This is a genomic window from Virgibacillus dakarensis, from assembly GCF_900155625.1.
In the GTDB taxonomy this organism is placed as follows: domain Bacteria; phylum Bacillota; class Bacilli; order Bacillales; family Amphibacillaceae; genus Lentibacillus_C; species Lentibacillus_C populi.
Genome location: NZ_LT732554.1, coordinates 54,844 through 68,606, shown reverse-complemented (window position 1 = coordinate 68,606; position 13,763 = coordinate 54,844). Strand labels below are relative to the sequence as shown.

16 protein-coding genes and 1 pseudogene are annotated in these 13,763 nt (G+C 38.5%); 14 read left to right on the top strand and 3 right to left on the bottom strand.

From position 1 onward, the window contains the following. Positions 1–51: 51 nt before the first annotated feature. Positions 52–1,023, bottom strand: coding sequence for an oxygen-dependent tRNA uridine(34) hydroxylase TrhO (gene trhO, locus CZ382_RS09885; RefSeq protein WP_088051092.1), 972 nt, complete (start codon positions 1,021–1,023; stop codon positions 52–54). 357 nt (positions 1,024–1,380) lie between these two features. On the opposite strand from trhO, the gene CZ382_RS09880 reads away from it, so the two are divergent. From CZ382_RS09880 to CZ382_RS09870, 3 genes and pseudogenes are all read left to right on the top strand, one after another. Further along, a complete protein-coding gene (locus tag CZ382_RS09880; protein WP_017795660.1) occupies positions 1,381–1,578 on the top strand; it encodes a cold shock domain-containing protein in 198 nt (65 codons plus the stop codon). 214 nt (positions 1,579–1,792) lie between these two features. Next, positions 1,793–2,488 (top strand): class I SAM-dependent methyltransferase, encoded by a 696-nt coding sequence (locus CZ382_RS09875; protein WP_088051091.1) that lies wholly within the window; start codon positions 1,793–1,795, stop codon positions 2,486–2,488. Next, positions 2,481–2,779, top strand: a pseudogene (locus CZ382_RS09870) (hypothetical protein). The gene CZ382_RS09875 and the pseudogene CZ382_RS09870 overlap by 8 nt, the downstream one beginning before the upstream one ends. Positions 2,780–2,793: 14 nt before the next feature. Here the strand turns inward: CZ382_RS09870 and CZ382_RS09865 are convergent. Next, positions 2,794–3,669, bottom strand: a complete 876-nt coding sequence (locus CZ382_RS09865) for an NAD(P)-dependent oxidoreductase (RefSeq protein ID WP_159457866.1) — start codon at positions 3,667–3,669, stop codon at positions 2,794–2,796. A 95-nt stretch (positions 3,670–3,764) separates the two neighbouring features. Between CZ382_RS09865 and CZ382_RS09860 the strand changes: the two genes are divergently transcribed. Beyond that, complete coding sequence (locus tag CZ382_RS09860; protein WP_088051089.1) at positions 3,765–4,223, top strand: GNAT family N-acetyltransferase; 459 nt, start codon at positions 3,765–3,767, stop codon at positions 4,221–4,223. Between the two features lie 79 nt (positions 4,224–4,302). Here CZ382_RS09860 and CZ382_RS09855 read toward each other — a convergent pair whose 3' ends face one another. After that, on the bottom strand, positions 4,303–4,830 hold the full coding sequence (locus tag CZ382_RS09855; RefSeq protein ID WP_088051088.1) for a site-specific integrase: 528 nt from the start codon (positions 4,828–4,830) through the stop codon (positions 4,303–4,305). Between the two features lie 691 nt (positions 4,831–5,521). Here CZ382_RS09855 and CZ382_RS09850 point away from each other — a divergent pair. The 10 genes from CZ382_RS09850 (at position 5,522) to CZ382_RS09810 (ending at position 13,741) form a co-directional block, all read left to right on the top strand. Continuing rightward, on the top strand, positions 5,522–5,704 hold the full coding sequence (locus CZ382_RS09850) for a DUF4017 family protein (RefSeq protein ID WP_088051087.1): 183 nt from the start codon (positions 5,522–5,524) through the stop codon (positions 5,702–5,704). A gap of 144 nt (positions 5,705–5,848) precedes the next feature. Beyond that, positions 5,849–6,655, top strand: a complete 807-nt coding sequence (locus CZ382_RS24165; protein ID WP_235000415.1) for a transposase — start codon at positions 5,849–5,851, stop codon at positions 6,653–6,655. 270 nt (positions 6,656–6,925) lie between these two features. After that, entirely contained in the window at positions 6,926–7,291 is a 366-nt protein-coding gene (locus CZ382_RS24160; protein ID WP_235000414.1) for a hypothetical protein, read from the top strand. Positions 7,292–7,763: 472 nt separating this feature from the next. After that, entirely contained in the window at positions 7,764–7,925 is a 162-nt protein-coding gene (locus CZ382_RS23705; protein WP_159457785.1) for a hypothetical protein, read from the top strand. Between the two features lie 63 nt (positions 7,926–7,988). After that, the gene (locus CZ382_RS09835; protein WP_088051086.1) at positions 7,989–8,270 is read left to right on the top strand and encodes a hypothetical protein; all 282 of its coding nucleotides are present in this window, start codon (positions 7,989–7,991) and stop codon (positions 8,268–8,270) included. 191 nt (positions 8,271–8,461) lie between these two features. Continuing rightward, a complete protein-coding gene (locus CZ382_RS09830) occupies positions 8,462–9,055 on the top strand; it encodes a GNAT family N-acetyltransferase (protein ID WP_235000413.1) in 594 nt (197 codons plus the stop codon). Positions 9,056–9,245: 190 nt separating this feature from the next. Next, positions 9,246–9,713, top strand: a complete 468-nt coding sequence (locus tag CZ382_RS09825; RefSeq protein WP_088051084.1) for an immunoglobulin-like domain-containing protein — start codon at positions 9,246–9,248, stop codon at positions 9,711–9,713. A gap of 473 nt (positions 9,714–10,186) precedes the next feature. Continuing rightward, entirely contained in the window at positions 10,187–10,855 is a 669-nt protein-coding gene (locus CZ382_RS09820; protein ID WP_088051083.1) for a TraR/DksA C4-type zinc finger protein, read from the top strand. 254 nt (positions 10,856–11,109) lie between these two features. Beyond that, on the top strand, positions 11,110–12,780 hold the full coding sequence (locus tag CZ382_RS09815; protein ID WP_235000412.1) for an IS200/IS605 family accessory protein TnpB-related protein: 1,671 nt from the start codon (positions 11,110–11,112) through the stop codon (positions 12,778–12,780). A gap of 754 nt (positions 12,781–13,534) precedes the next feature. Then, a complete protein-coding gene (locus CZ382_RS09810; RefSeq protein WP_088051082.1) occupies positions 13,535–13,741 on the top strand; it encodes a zinc ribbon domain-containing protein in 207 nt (68 codons plus the stop codon). Positions 13,742–13,763: the final 22 nt, after the last annotated feature.

The following is a 13,763-nucleotide window of genomic DNA, read 5'->3' as shown; positions in this document are numbered from 1 at the left end:
TATGTTATTTTTAGGGTGAAAAAGGCGGCCGGATTACGGCCGCCTTTAACGTTATGCCTCTTGCTTTAAATTTTCTTTCTCAAGTAGTTCCAATCTTTCCTGAACTTCTTCTTTTGATAAGTTGTGTTCCTTCACATATAAGTTTTGCGGACTTACACGGCATTCATGTGTACATCCTCGCATATATTTATGCTCGTTTTCCTCAGAGCAGAGTATTTGTTTATTACATTCGGGATTTGCACAGTTGACGTAACGCTCACATGGTTTGCCGTCAAAGTAATCAACGCCAACTACAACATGTTCTTTACGGTTAATAGGAATCGAAATTCGTTCATCAAAGACGTAGCATTGACCGTCCCACAGTTCACCCTGTACGTCAGGATCTTTCCCGTAGGTCACGATGCCACCGTGAAGCTGATTCACATCTTCAATACCTTCATCCATGAGCCATCCAGTAAATTTTTCGCAGCGAATGCCGCCAGTACAGTAGGTCAAAACCTTTTTTCCCTTTAATTGCTCTTTATTTCTCCGAATCCATTCAGGCAAGTCCCGGAAAGATTCGATATCAGGGTTAACGGCTCCCCGGAAATGTCCAAGTTCGTATTCATAATCGTTTCGTGTATCCAATATAACTGTATCATCGGATTGCATCGCTTCGTAGAATTCTTTTGGCGAAAGAAATGTACCTGTTTTTTCCATCGGGCTCACTGCATCGTCCAAACGAAGTGTTACAAGTTCTTGACGGTGTCTGACGTGCATTTTTTTGAATGCATGTCCGTCATGTTTATCGATTTTGAACGTCATGTCACGAAAACGTGGGTCACGGTGCATGAAGCTCATGTATTCTTCTGTTTGCTCAACTGTACCAGATACTGTTCCGTTGATTCCTTCTTTTGCTACTAAAATCCGCCCCTTGAGACCAAGGTCTTTACAAAATTGCAGATGTTCTGCCGCAAATGTTTCCGGATCCTCCATTGGTACAAATTTGTAATACAATAAAACCTGATACGCATTGTTTTCCATTTGTTTACCACCTATCCATTCATATTTGCAAGATACGAAATGTCGGTAGTGCCTATTCTTTTATAATCTTGCAAGAGAACATTTTATCAATGTTTGGCGAAATTTTCAACTGGAAGTAAGGAATTAATAACATATGATCAGGTATATAAATCTTCTTTCCGCACAGCGATTCTAAAAAATTAATTTTGATGAAAAACCCGCTAAATGCTTGCATTTTTTGTCCTTAAATAGTAAAGTAAAAGGTAGCAAAAGGAAATTGAAGTTTGAATAATACTTTACGATCTCTTTATCAAAGCGGTGTAAAAGTATTTATGATTCAATTACTTTGCAAGCTATTTCGATAAGGAGGTCATTTCAATGACTGGTAAAGTAAAATGGTTTAACGCTGAAAAAGGCTTCGGTTTCATCGAACGTGAAGACGGTGACGATGTATTCGTACATTTCTCAGCTATCCAAGCTGAAGGATTCAAAACCCTTGAAGAAGGTCAAGATGTTGAATTTGAAATCGTTGAAGGTAATCGCGGACCACAAGCAGCTAACGTAGTTCGTCTATAATAAATAAAAGAGCTTATCTTTTAGGGTAAGCTCTTTTTTGTGTTTTCTTTTGAAAGTTAAACATGAGATGAATTGGATCTGAAATCGACATTCGTAAAATCTTCAGCCTTCATTTCCTCGCGTATATACCACATGTAATTACTTGAAAGCAGTTTTCTTATCACCAATTTTGCTCTATGATAAAAAGAAAGTTCGACTGGGAGGGTAGATAGGGATGCCAGCATTTAATTGGGAAAAGGAAGCGGAAACACAATGGGATGACCGAGCACATTTTTGGAATAAACACAGTACCGGCATGTGGGATAGCGGAAGCCGAAAAAACATCATTCCGTTTATCCAAAAACACCTTAACGAAATGAGCAGCATATTGGACATTGGCTGTGGAGACGGTTACGGTTCATATAAGCTGTTACAGTCGGGATATAACGTTACAGGTATGGATCTTTCCAGTGAAATGATTCAACGTGCTAAGGTACGTGTTCCTGCTAATGAAATTAATTTCTTGCAGGGGAATGTTATGAATTTGCCTTTTAAAGATCAACACTTTGATGGTGTTATGGCAATAAATATTCTCGAATGGACGGAGATTCCGGCAAAGGCACTTTCAGAATTGAAAAGGGTAGTAAAAATGGATGGATTACTTTGCATCGGGCTTCTTGGTCCAACTGCCGGTCCGCGCACAAATAGTTATCCGCGTGTTTATGGCAAAGATGCGATTTGCAACACAATGATGCCGTGGGAGTTTCTGCAGCTTGCATCTGAATACAATTTGGAATATGTCGATGGCTTTGGCGTTTATAAGGAAGATGTAAAAGGGAAGCATCATGAAGGACTGCCTATAGAATTAAAACAAGCATTGTCCTTTATGTGGGTGTTCATGCTGCGAAAGACTGGTGAGGATAATGGGTAAACAAGACATGGAGCAACAAGTGATTGAAAACTATCAAAACGATGAAAAAATGATGATTCTTATTTTTGCCCAGTGGTGTATCAATCATGATCTGGATCCAAAAGAAATGTACAAAAGGGCTTATCCCGCTCAAGGAGAAAACCATGCATTGTCGAAGCACTTGCATTGACAGTTCCAAAAGCGGAGTCAGCAGAAATTCCTGATCAGACTGTGTTGCAGATACTTCAGCTGTTCGGTAATGATGATTTAGCATTTATCATTCAGCAAGTAATCGACAAGCGAGTGGGATAAGCCAGTTCACTAATTTAGTTGTAAAATAGCTTTATTAAGGCTTGTGTCCCGCTGTCTGCCTCCCCTTTTTCGGCAAGTTCTTTGTAAAGCTTTAATGAGAGGGATAAGCCAGGTGTAGACATACCCATCTCTTCAGCGGACTCAAGTGCGATTGTCATATCCTTAATAAAATGCTTGACGTAAAACCCGGGGGCGTAATCACCTTGAATCATTCGTGGTGCCAGGTTGGAAAGTGACCAGCTCCCGGCAGCCCCAGTCGTAATGCTGTCCAGAACACGAGTTGGATCAAGCCCTGCTTTTTTGGCATATACAATTGCTTCAGAAACACCGATCATATTGGAGGCAATCGTAATTTGATTGCAAAGCTTCGTATGCTGTCCTGCTCCGGCCTCGCCTTGTAAAATGATTTCACTGCCGATGACGTTAAATATAGGTAGCACCTGGTCAAATATTTCCTGATCTCCACCAGCCATAATTGCCAGTGTCCCATTTTTTGCGCCCACATCACCACCGGAAACCGGGGCGTCCAGTGCGTGAATATTTTTTTCAGCAGCTGCTTGATAAATTTTCTTTGCCAAAGCAGGCTTTGATGTCGTCATATCGATAACAACAGTGCCTTCTCTGGCATTTTCTAAAATCCCATTTTCACCAAAATAAACAGCTTCTACATCCTGCGGGTATCCGACCATGGAAATAATAACATCAGCTCCCTTTGCTAGTTCAGCAACTGTATTTTTCCACGCAGCACCATTGTCAAGTAAAAGTTTAGCCTTTTCTTTTGTTCGGGTGTAAACAGAAAGAGTGTATCCTGCATTCATTAAGTTTTCTGCCATACTCTTTCCCATTACACCGGTACCGATAAATCCAATTGTTGTGTCCATATTTTCGATGCTCCTTTTGTGTGATTTAAGTTACACTTTCGACAAACCCTCACCAATTTCCTTTCCATTATGTTATATTAGGAAAAAAATAAGGTGTGATAGCAGTGTATTGGTATAAAAAGGCTTTTCAAGAATTTCCGGCAATCGAATTGTATCAGATAATCAAAGCAAGAGTTGATGTTTTTGTAGTGGAACAGAATTGTCCATACGAAGAATTGGATAATTGTGATCAGAAGGCGATTCATTACTTCTTAAAAATAAATAATGAAATTGCTGCTTATGTTCGTATCCTTCCAAAGGGTATAAAATTTCCGGAAGTATCCATTGGCAGAGTATTGGTTACGCAAAAATACCGTGGAAAGGGTTATGCTAAAGCGGTAATGCAAAAAGCAATCGATTTTATCAGCGAGGAATGGCAGGAAACGACAATCAAAATTCAAGCACAAACCTATTTACATAAATTTTATGCATCGTTTGGATTCAAGCAGGTTTCTGAAGTTTATCTGGAGGATGACATTCCGCATATTGACATGATTTGGGGCGATGATGCCTATAAACGTTGATATGATAGAAATTTATAGGCGACAAATTTCGATTTTTAATTAAAAAGGTCACAAGAAAGTCACATTTGTTTTTCATTTGCTATTTTTTGTAGCATATCACCAAATTCGCCTCTAATTTTTTCGGAGGCATTTTTTTAGTGACATGAGTATAAATCTCCAGTGTTGTTTTTGAATCACCGTGACCAACCCGTTGCATAATTGTCGGAAGATCTACACCAGCTTCTGTTAACATGCTTATATCTGTGTGCCGAAAAATGTGTGTGGATACATTTCCTTCTATTTTCGCCTTTCGCAAAATCCTCTTAATTCTTTTGTTTACATCACCCCTAAAGTAGGGATATCCGTTTTCCCTGGCGAATACAAAATAAGCGTCATGAAAATCGTCTATTATTGTACGATATCGCATTTTGTGTTCATCGTTCTTCCGCACCGATTCCCTTAACATATCCATAATTGGTTGTTCCATTTCAATCTCACGTTCCGATTTTTCTGTTTTGGGCGAGCCTAGTTTATATTTTTTCATACTTTCTTTTTGCCCGGCCAATGTTTTGGTAATGCTTATCGTATTATTTTTAAAATCCAGGTTTTTAGTACAGAGAAGAGACATAAAAGATGGGAGAGAGTTGATTAATGCTCTTAACAATAAAGTTATGCTTTTAGGAGCTTTCGAGAGTTTATTTGATGATTATTTAGCAAAATGGATAAATATAGCCAGTCTAGTTAGCCATACTAAAAATAAATAATTAGCAGAATTGGTAAACAAATTTCATTTCAACACTGCAATGGTGAAAACAAATGTATTTCCTGAAGGATTACTACTACAATGTAAAGAGAGAGAACCTATTCATTTGACAGAAGATATTGTTTTTTATTTCGTGGACCCTATAAACGTCCACACCAAACATTGGATTACCAGACACCAGCTTCTATTTACCTTCCTTAAATACCCATTATCCCATCTTGAGCGATTATCTTCCTGTACTAGAGCGTGTCAAGGGAAAGAACGCCCTTGATAGACTCTGGCACAAGAAATCTCCGGTCATTAAGATGGGATAAAGATAAAATAATGGTCTCACCTTATTTTTATAAAATTTGTGTCTTGACAATGGGGTCCACTTTAGTTATTTTTGCAATTGCAAGGCCTCTTTTTCAAAAGGGAAGGTTTGAAAGTAAGACCGAGTTTAGAAGACACATTTCTTTCCATACTTGTTAACTAACCAATTATTGTATTTTCTTTTGGAAATAGGGCATTGTTTTTTATATTTATATTATTGTCGCTTGAATAGGGATGGGGATATATGAAAGGATTTATTATAGCATTACTAGTTTATATTGTTATTTGTGTAATTGCAGTTCTGATACCCGTTTCGGAAGGATACAATGACATAGGATGGAAACTCTTTGTAGGGCAAGTATATGCAATCCCTGCGTTCATTATTACAGTCCTTATCGTTTTCTTTATAAAAAAAACTGGACAGTGAAAAGTTCTATATTTTTGCAGGAAAAATAACCCTTTCAGTCGAATAATACTGATAACCTAAGGTTCCCATACCGGAAAGGAGATCAGATCGCTGAAAGGGTTATATAAAATAGTTTACCCTATTTTCAGGCGATTGACCATACCCATGTTAAAATATATCGATTCTACCTTACGTAAATTTCGTTCCTGCTTTTCCAGAGAGGCTTCCTTCCATTGGTTTGTTATCATTATTTTAGGTTTGATGGTGCGTTCAGATCACTTGGGTGCCACCACTTCAGTGATGCGTGCCCTTTCGCTTCCTGCACGTTGCTATGAAAAATGTAATCACTTTTTTCGTTCCGATGCATGGTCTTTAGAATTCATCCGTCTGGCGTGGGTTCAAGTGGTCAGACATGTCGCCCCCCTTATTCGCTATAACGGGAAGGTGGTGCTTGTAGGTGATGGTGTGAAACAGTCCAAAGAAGCCCGGCGGATGCCTGCAGTCAAAAAACTTCATCAGGAATCCGAAAACAACTCCAAAGCGGCGTATATTTTTGGGCATCTATTTGGTGCTGTCGGCATTTTGATGGGAACATCGCAGAAATGGTTTTGTTTGCCCCTGTTCATCAACCTACAGGACGGTGTCAAGGCGATTTTCCGCTGGAATAAGAAGGAGGACGCATCTCGGCAGGAATCCCATGTGGTGCAGATGATTGACCAGGGATTTGCCACGGCTAAAACATTTGGCAACACCCTGTTGCTGCTGGATCGCTATTTCTTGTCTATTCCTGCCTTAAAGCGGTTAAACGAGCTTCATCAGTCCGAAGAAACCCAAATGCACCTTGTTACCAAAGCCAAGAAGAGTGCCGTGGCGTATGAGCATCCTCCTGCGAAAAAGAAGGGACGGGGGCGCCCACGAAAAAAAGGGAAAGCTATCAAACTAATGACGCTGTTTTCCACCCATGCAGATTAGTTTCAATCTGCTGAGGTCACGATTTATGGTAAGGAAGAAACCGTCCAATATCTCTGTCTTGATTTGATGTGGGGACAGGGATTATATCAGGAACTGCGTTTTGTTCTCGTTCAATATGGAGAGCGGTCATCCATCTTAGTTAGTACGGACAAATCCCTCACAGCCACAGATATCATCCAGTTATACGGACACCGCTTCAAAATCGAATCGACTTTCCGGGAAATGAAGCAGGTCATAGATGGATTCGGTTATCATTTCTGGAGTAAGTCGATGCCAAAGCTGAATCGCTATTTAAAAAAGAGAGAAACACATCCGTTAGAAAAGATTACGGAAGCAAAAGATCAAGAAAATATCCGACTGACCATCAAAGCTATCGAAGGGTACATGATGTGCAGCTGTATCGCCATGGGGCTATTACAACTGATTTCGGTACGCTACTCCCATCGTGTCCCAGGCTTATTCTTTCGCTACTTGCGGACACCATCCAAAGCGGTTGTCTCCGAAGCTACGGTGAAGGCTTATTTGCAGCGTTCTATTATTTACCTGTTTGCCCGAAATCCACATCTATCCATAACACAAATAATTCATTCCAAGCAGGAAATACGTGATGTTGAGGACGATTCACTAGCTTCTTAGCTATTAGAACTTTTTACTGTCCAGAAAAAAAAGAAAATCAAAAAATAATTAAATTAGCCTTAATTTATTAGTTATACGTCCGCTCTATTTGTTATTTCCCCAAAAGGTTAGAATAAAAAACTAACATTTTGGGGCTCAACTTTTTACAGCCTTATTCAATGGTATCGTTGAATGTCTTTTTGTTAGTTTAATTTGATTAGATCATACCCGTATATATTGACAGTATTACCCAATATTTTGCTTAACCCTTTTACTTCCAGTGTATCTATCTTTTTACCAGTTTCAATATCATAAGCATCCAATCCCGCTTTTTTAGACTCCATACTAAATAGCGAAGAGGCATTTTATGTAATATATTTTGTGTTGTACAATAATATAACAGAATTTTTTTGGAATGAGTTGATTTTGTGATTGATGAAGGTGAACTGTTGGCTTACAATGAACTGTTGGCAGATGTCAAAGAAATGAATTTGTGAGTAAGTACCTACGGAGAACAGATGACCTTTCTAGACAATTTGAAAAAGAGGAATTTAAAGATAAAAAAGAAATAGAAAAATTGTCGGGATACAATAATGCAATTGTATCTGTCCTAAAATGTATAAATCCGTTTTATGAGTACCATTTAGATGATTAGTCAACGTGCGTTTTTAATCATCTATCGAGGTGCAGTTGTTGAGTAAGTAAAGTGGGTGAATTGATGAGTAATGATGATTTTATTTTACCAGATATATTTGATAGTTTTATTGAAAGTGAAATAATGGATACTGAAACATTCCACTTAATTTATAATTTTGTTGCATTGGATAACTTTCATCAAGGTGAGTACGAAGGTAACATGTTTGTCATTAGAAAGGTAAATGTAAATCATATACAGTTGGAAGATGAAGTAGCAACAGAAAATACTTCCAAGCCAGCAGTATATACATATACAAAAGGGAAGTTTTTATGGCTTTTACAATCACGTAAGCCAAGTTTGTAAACTATCCTGTGCAAACGTTTGTGGAACAACACAAGCAGAGAAATGATCAAACTTTATTTAAATGCTAAATAAAGCCCCGGGATAGATGTTGAGTAACAAATATAGTTCTTTAATTACAAATAAAGTCGTTTAAGTTACAATAAAGTTGTTTAAAAACTTTGATTCGCTTATTCCATTAACGGGCCATTTAATTGAACAAAGAAAAGGGGATAAACATGCAGAGCACAGGACAATATGAGCCAATTAAATTCCTTGATGGCAAAAGGGTTTATTTAAGGCCAATGGAGAATGAGGATTTAGATTTTTTCTATACTAAAGCACTTTGGGATAAGGAAGGAAGAAGATTAACAGGAACCCAGACAGTATTTAATCGATCAGGGGTTCAAAATTGGTTTGAGAATATTTCATCAGATAATAGCAGGATTGACCTCTTCATATGTTTGCAAGAAAGTAATCAACCTATTGGGGATATTGCCATGTTGGATATCGACCATCAAAATCGAAATTCTGTTGTGCGGATATCAATATTCGATCATGAATTTTGGGGAAATGGATATGGTACTGAAGCAATGTCCTTGCTTTTAAAATATGGATTTGAAATATTAAATTTACATAGGATCGGGTTAGATGTCTACTCATTCAATAAAAGAGGCATTAAATCCTATGAAAAACTTGGCTTTAAACAAGAAGGAATAATCAGGGATGAACTTTTTTATGATGGGGAATATCACGACTCAATTATAATGGGTGTATTAAAGGGCGAATTTAACCAGATTGATAATTGAGGACAAATCTTCCGTTAATGGCCGCAAAAACGGAATAACGTGGCGCCCTATCATTTGCATGTGGCATTTTCTTGAATAAAATATTGTATAGTTGACAGAAATTTGGCATAATTATATGGAGACGACTGGTTGTGAAAAATCAGGGAGATGGTTTGGTGAACCAGTTCCTAACAAAGTCAAGGGGGATACTATGGATAAATTTGTGAAAATTAGTTTGTCTCTTGTCATAGTTCTCTTCTTGGCGTCCAGTTGCGGATTGGATGAACAAAAACAGAAGTTAAAAAAAGACTCGGAATATGGAGTATTGTCAAATGAGGTTCATGAACAGAACATGTATGTCAAGTTGTATCTGCCTCAATCAGAGTTTCCTGATTCGGTTGAAACAATCCCCTTTAAAGTTAAAAATCTGGGGTCCACAACGGTAACATTTGGGATGGAATACCTTGTGGAAAAATATATAAAGGGCAATTGGTATGTTATCCCCTATAAATCGAATGTCGGATTTATTATGATTGCCCAATTGTTGAAACCCGAAGAAATATACAAAGATCAAGTTCCAATGGATTTGTTGGATTATCGTTTGACCGAAGGAAGATATCGTATTGTCAAAAAAATTGACTCAAAGATACTGGGAGCTGAATTTCAAATTATCGATTGATATGGCTGTATATCGTGCCAATTACATATTACCGTACACCTAAAGTTTTTTTGGAAGTATTCAATAAAAGGGCGCGATTGTGGCATAAAGATTTGTTTTTTAAACGACTTTATTGTTACTTCCATAAGTTTATATTCAGTAATTGCACAAGAAGTTAAACAACTTTATTATCATTACACAATAGAGCTGTTTTTTAGTTCAAAATCGGCTGAAATGAGTGCGATTGGTGGTGCATTAAAAATCACAAAAAAATCACAGCAAGGATTAAAAACGATGAAAACAAGTAATGTTTTGATTTAAATTAATCAATAAATTCATGAGTATTATACCAAAATGAATCGAAATAATACATGTTAATCCTACCACATATTGACATGATTTGGGAAGGAAAATGAAGAATCAACTTGCCGCTTCTACACATAGTATAATTAGCAATCCATTTTGAACAAGGTTTTGACTGGAGGCTAATTGACATGATTACACAAGCGCAATTAAATAAATGTAAAACTGCCTTAATCGAACGGCAGAATGAGCTAATTAAACAGGTACAAGATCATTTTGGATTAAATTTTGAATTTGCTCAGGAATCGATTGGGGAGTTGTCGAACTATGATAATCATCCGGCAGATCATGGGACAGAACTTTTTGAACGAGGAAAAGATGTAGCCTTAAATGAACATGCAGAAGAGGAACTGGAAGAAATAAATGAAGCACTGCACGCGATTGAAGATGGTACGTACGGAATTTGCAGCAAATGTGGCAAGGATATCCCATTTGAACGCCTGGAAGCAATTCCGACAACCGACGTTTGCATTGACCATGCCGCGAATGACACATTCAAGCATAATCGTCCAATCGAAGAACAGGTTTTTAGTCCAAATATAAATCCAAACGATCCAGGTGATGAGGTGGAAACCGGATACGACGCTGAGGATGCTTGGCAGGATGTAAGCCGCTATGGTAACTCCGACACCCCATCGGACATTTATGATGATCAGGATCATTATGAGGATGTATTTCCGAACAGTGATGAAAACATCGGATCTGTTGAGGATGTGGAAGGATTTGTTTCAGCAGATATCGAAGGCAATTATGATGGCGTGACACCAAACCATAATAAATATGAAGATGAACTCGACTGATTTGCAAAACACAGGTACAGGGAGGAGGCTTGTGTTTTTTTGTTTTCCATTACTCGATAGGCGGTTTTATGTAATAATTCACTTGTTTATCTTCCTTTGGCGAGAAGACCCCTTCCTCAAGGAATGTATAGGGTAAAACCAAATGAGTAGGTAGGGGATGAATCGCCTCTCCAAGGGAGACTTTTTGAAGGTTGACAAGAACGTGCATTCGTGTGATAATAGGCATAGATGGAAAGAAAAGGGGCCTTTAAGGGATGAGCACAAAAGCATATTTCTCTAATCGAATCTATAAAAATACGCTTTCCAATTCAGTTGTTGAAGCTATTCGCGATAGCTTATCCCGCTTCAACCGTGCAAAACAGTTGGTATTGAATACCTTGGTCAAGGAAAAACGTTCGGGCCAGAATAGGCGGGAAAAATCGATCCATTTACACGTCAAGGAAAAATATCAATTGGACGATTATTATGCCAACAGTGCTGTTCAAGCTGCCAACGCCCAATTAAAAAGTCTGGACGAACTGAAAAAAATCTATATCGAAAATAAATCAGCACAAATCCGTTCCATCAAACGGAAATTAAAACAGGAACGCTCCAGATTAACCACCTTAAGAAAAATCAAAACATCCATCATCAAAGACAAACCTAAATTTCCCAAGCATGCAAGAGAACAAAAACAAGGCAATTACTTTGTCATAAGCTATAAAAAGAAAACGGACATCTATTATCATGCGTATCAATTTGAACATACGTATCTTGATCCAACGATACAACAACGTAAAACAAGAATTGGCTTTCTGACGTCAAGGCTGAACCGGAAAGAAGAGGAATTAAAACAGTTACGGGCCAATATTCCAAGTGTTGTTTTCGGTTCAAAAAAGCGATTCAAATCGCAACATACGAAGGATTTCTACATAGACAATCATGACGCTTGGCTGGAGGAATGGCAACAATCTCGCAACCAAAAAATGATTCTATCCGGACGGAAAGATGCCGCAAACGGGAATTTTGTATTTAACTACGATACAGAAAATAAACAGCTCCATTTCAAAACACCAAGTGGGGTTTTCATTAACATGGAACAAGTTCATTTCCCATATGGCCAGGAAAAAGTGGCATCTGCCATCCAAACCCAACAGAACTGTAAAAATAAGAAAAAGTATGGGAAACCGATTGCCTGGTCCCTTGAAGATCATGGTGATTACTATATAGTCAAATGTATGATGGATGTTGAAACCAATTCGCAAACAAACTATTCGAAATCCGATGGAGTCATTGGCGTAGATTGTAATGTCGATCATTTCGCCATTGCCAACATCAATGCAAAAGGTCAGTTACTTTCATCCTGCACATTACCATTTAAGCTGGAAGGCAAAACGTCAGGGCAAATTACCAAGATCATCGAAGCTGAAGCGATTGGAGTTGTAGATATTGCCCTGAAAGCGAACAAGCCAATTGCTTTGGAAAGAATCAATACAACCACTTCCAAAGTATCGAATCCATATGGCAATAAAAAAGCAAACCGGAACATGGCCATGTTTGCTTATAAGAAAATGATAACCGCCATTAAATCCAGAGCAGAAAAAATGGGAGTGGCTGTGTATGAGACTAATCCAGCCTACACCAGCCAAATTGGCAAAATGAAATACATGAAACGATTCGGGATATCCATTCACCAGGCGGCAAGCTATGTAATTGCCAGAAGAGCAATGGGATTTCGTGAAAAACTTCCACCAGTGTTGCGTGCACTATTACCGGAGAAGATAATAGGTGCGCATCACTGGGTGCAGTGGAGGTACGTTTCCAACCACCTGAAGAAAGTGCATACACATGCATTCTATCTTGCAGAGCTTTTTGATGTAGACAGGTTTCACAAAACAGGTGAATTCTTTGTTTCAGGTGCTCTTGGCCCACTGGACGCGGGTTAGTTCAGCGTTGCCATAGGACGTGGCGCTCTTAGCTGAACATCCTTTGCTCTGGAACAAAAACGTTTGTCGAAATTAAAAAGCAGAAAAGCCGCTTTCTAGTTGAACGGAAAGCGGTCGTACAGAGACGTACGTCTGATTATTTCAGAATCCCCCGCTTCAAACGATCTTTGTTAAGCGGTGGGTAGTTCAATGTAAAAATTCGATTGGAATAAAACCGAGTGAAGAACATGGTCGAATTTCAGCGATAGATCTACTAAGGAAAGCGCAAGCGCCCGTTTAGCAACGTACAAACTGGAGCACTCCGCAATGAGATAAAGGAAACATGCCCCTGCAAAAGGGGTATGCCGACGTTGGCCGTTAAAGGCCGTTTTTAGTCGGCCTTCCTCCTTCCCCGAACCGATGTTGACTTATCGTAGTGAAGGAGTGTGAAGTTTGCTAGGCTTTAGCTGGAGCTGGACATGGCCAACTCTGACGTAAGCAGAATAGATCCTAAATTTTTATACTTTCTGTACTTACAAGAAAAAAAGTATTACCTTCCATGGTGGAACTAATAATGCTGGGCGAACTGATCCAGAAATATCCAACGAAGCAATTCTTTTTTATATGCAAAATGATGATGTTACCATCTTTTTTCTCCCGTTAACAGAAGATATTACAAAGCTCTTTTTCTTTGACATTTTTGAGAACAAACAAAAATAAAATGAAACAATTATAATCCGTGATCGTATAGAAGGAAAAAAGGGAGTGACTAGAAATGGAAGAAGATAAAGGATGTATCAAATGTGGCAGCACAGATGCTGATAAAAAGGAGGTAGCAATGACCGGAACCGGGTTATCGAAAATGTTCGATGTGCAAAACAATCAGTTCATTGTCGTATACTGTAAAAATTGCGGGTACTCGGAATTTTACAACAAACGCAGCTCTGTGGGGAGTAATGTTTTTGACTTTTTCTTTGGCTGATCATATAAAAAAGGCTTTTACC

What these genes read in the sequence shown, in the direction of transcription:
- CZ382_RS09825 (WP_088051084.1), top strand. Translation starts at nt 9,246, where the DNA reads ATGGATAAATTTGTGAAAATTAGTTTGTCTCTTGTCATAGTTCTCTTC.
- CZ382_RS09855 (WP_088051088.1), bottom strand. Translation starts at nt 4,830, where the DNA reads ATGTCTCTTCTCTGTACTAAAAACCTGGATTTTAAAAATAATACGATA.
- CZ382_RS09850 (WP_088051087.1), top strand. Translation starts at nt 5,522, where the DNA reads ATGAAAGGATTTATTATAGCATTACTAGTTTATATTGTTATTTGTGTA.
- CZ382_RS09880 (WP_017795660.1), top strand. Translation starts at nt 1,381, where the DNA reads ATGACTGGTAAAGTAAAATGGTTTAACGCTGAAAAAGGCTTCGGTTTC.
- CZ382_RS09810 (WP_088051082.1), top strand. Translation starts at nt 13,535, where the DNA reads ATGGAAGAAGATAAAGGATGTATCAAATGTGGCAGCACAGATGCTGAT.
- CZ382_RS09820 (WP_088051083.1), top strand. Translation starts at nt 10,187, where the DNA reads ATGATTACACAAGCGCAATTAAATAAATGTAAAACTGCCTTAATCGAA.
- CZ382_RS09835 (WP_088051086.1), top strand. Translation starts at nt 7,989, where the DNA reads ATGAGTAATGATGATTTTATTTTACCAGATATATTTGATAGTTTTATT.
- trhO (WP_088051092.1), bottom strand. Translation starts at nt 1,023, where the DNA reads ATGGAAAACAATGCGTATCAGGTTTTATTGTATTACAAATTTGTACCA.
- CZ382_RS09815 (WP_235000412.1), top strand. Translation starts at nt 11,110, where the DNA reads ATGAGCACAAAAGCATATTTCTCTAATCGAATCTATAAAAATACGCTT.
- CZ382_RS09875 (WP_088051091.1), top strand. Translation starts at nt 1,793, where the DNA reads ATGCCAGCATTTAATTGGGAAAAGGAAGCGGAAACACAATGGGATGAC.
- CZ382_RS24160 (WP_235000414.1), top strand. Translation starts at nt 6,926, where the DNA reads ATGCCAAAGCTGAATCGCTATTTAAAAAAGAGAGAAACACATCCGTTA.
- CZ382_RS24165 (WP_235000415.1), top strand. Translation starts at nt 5,849, where the DNA reads ATGTTAAAATATATCGATTCTACCTTACGTAAATTTCGTTCCTGCTTT.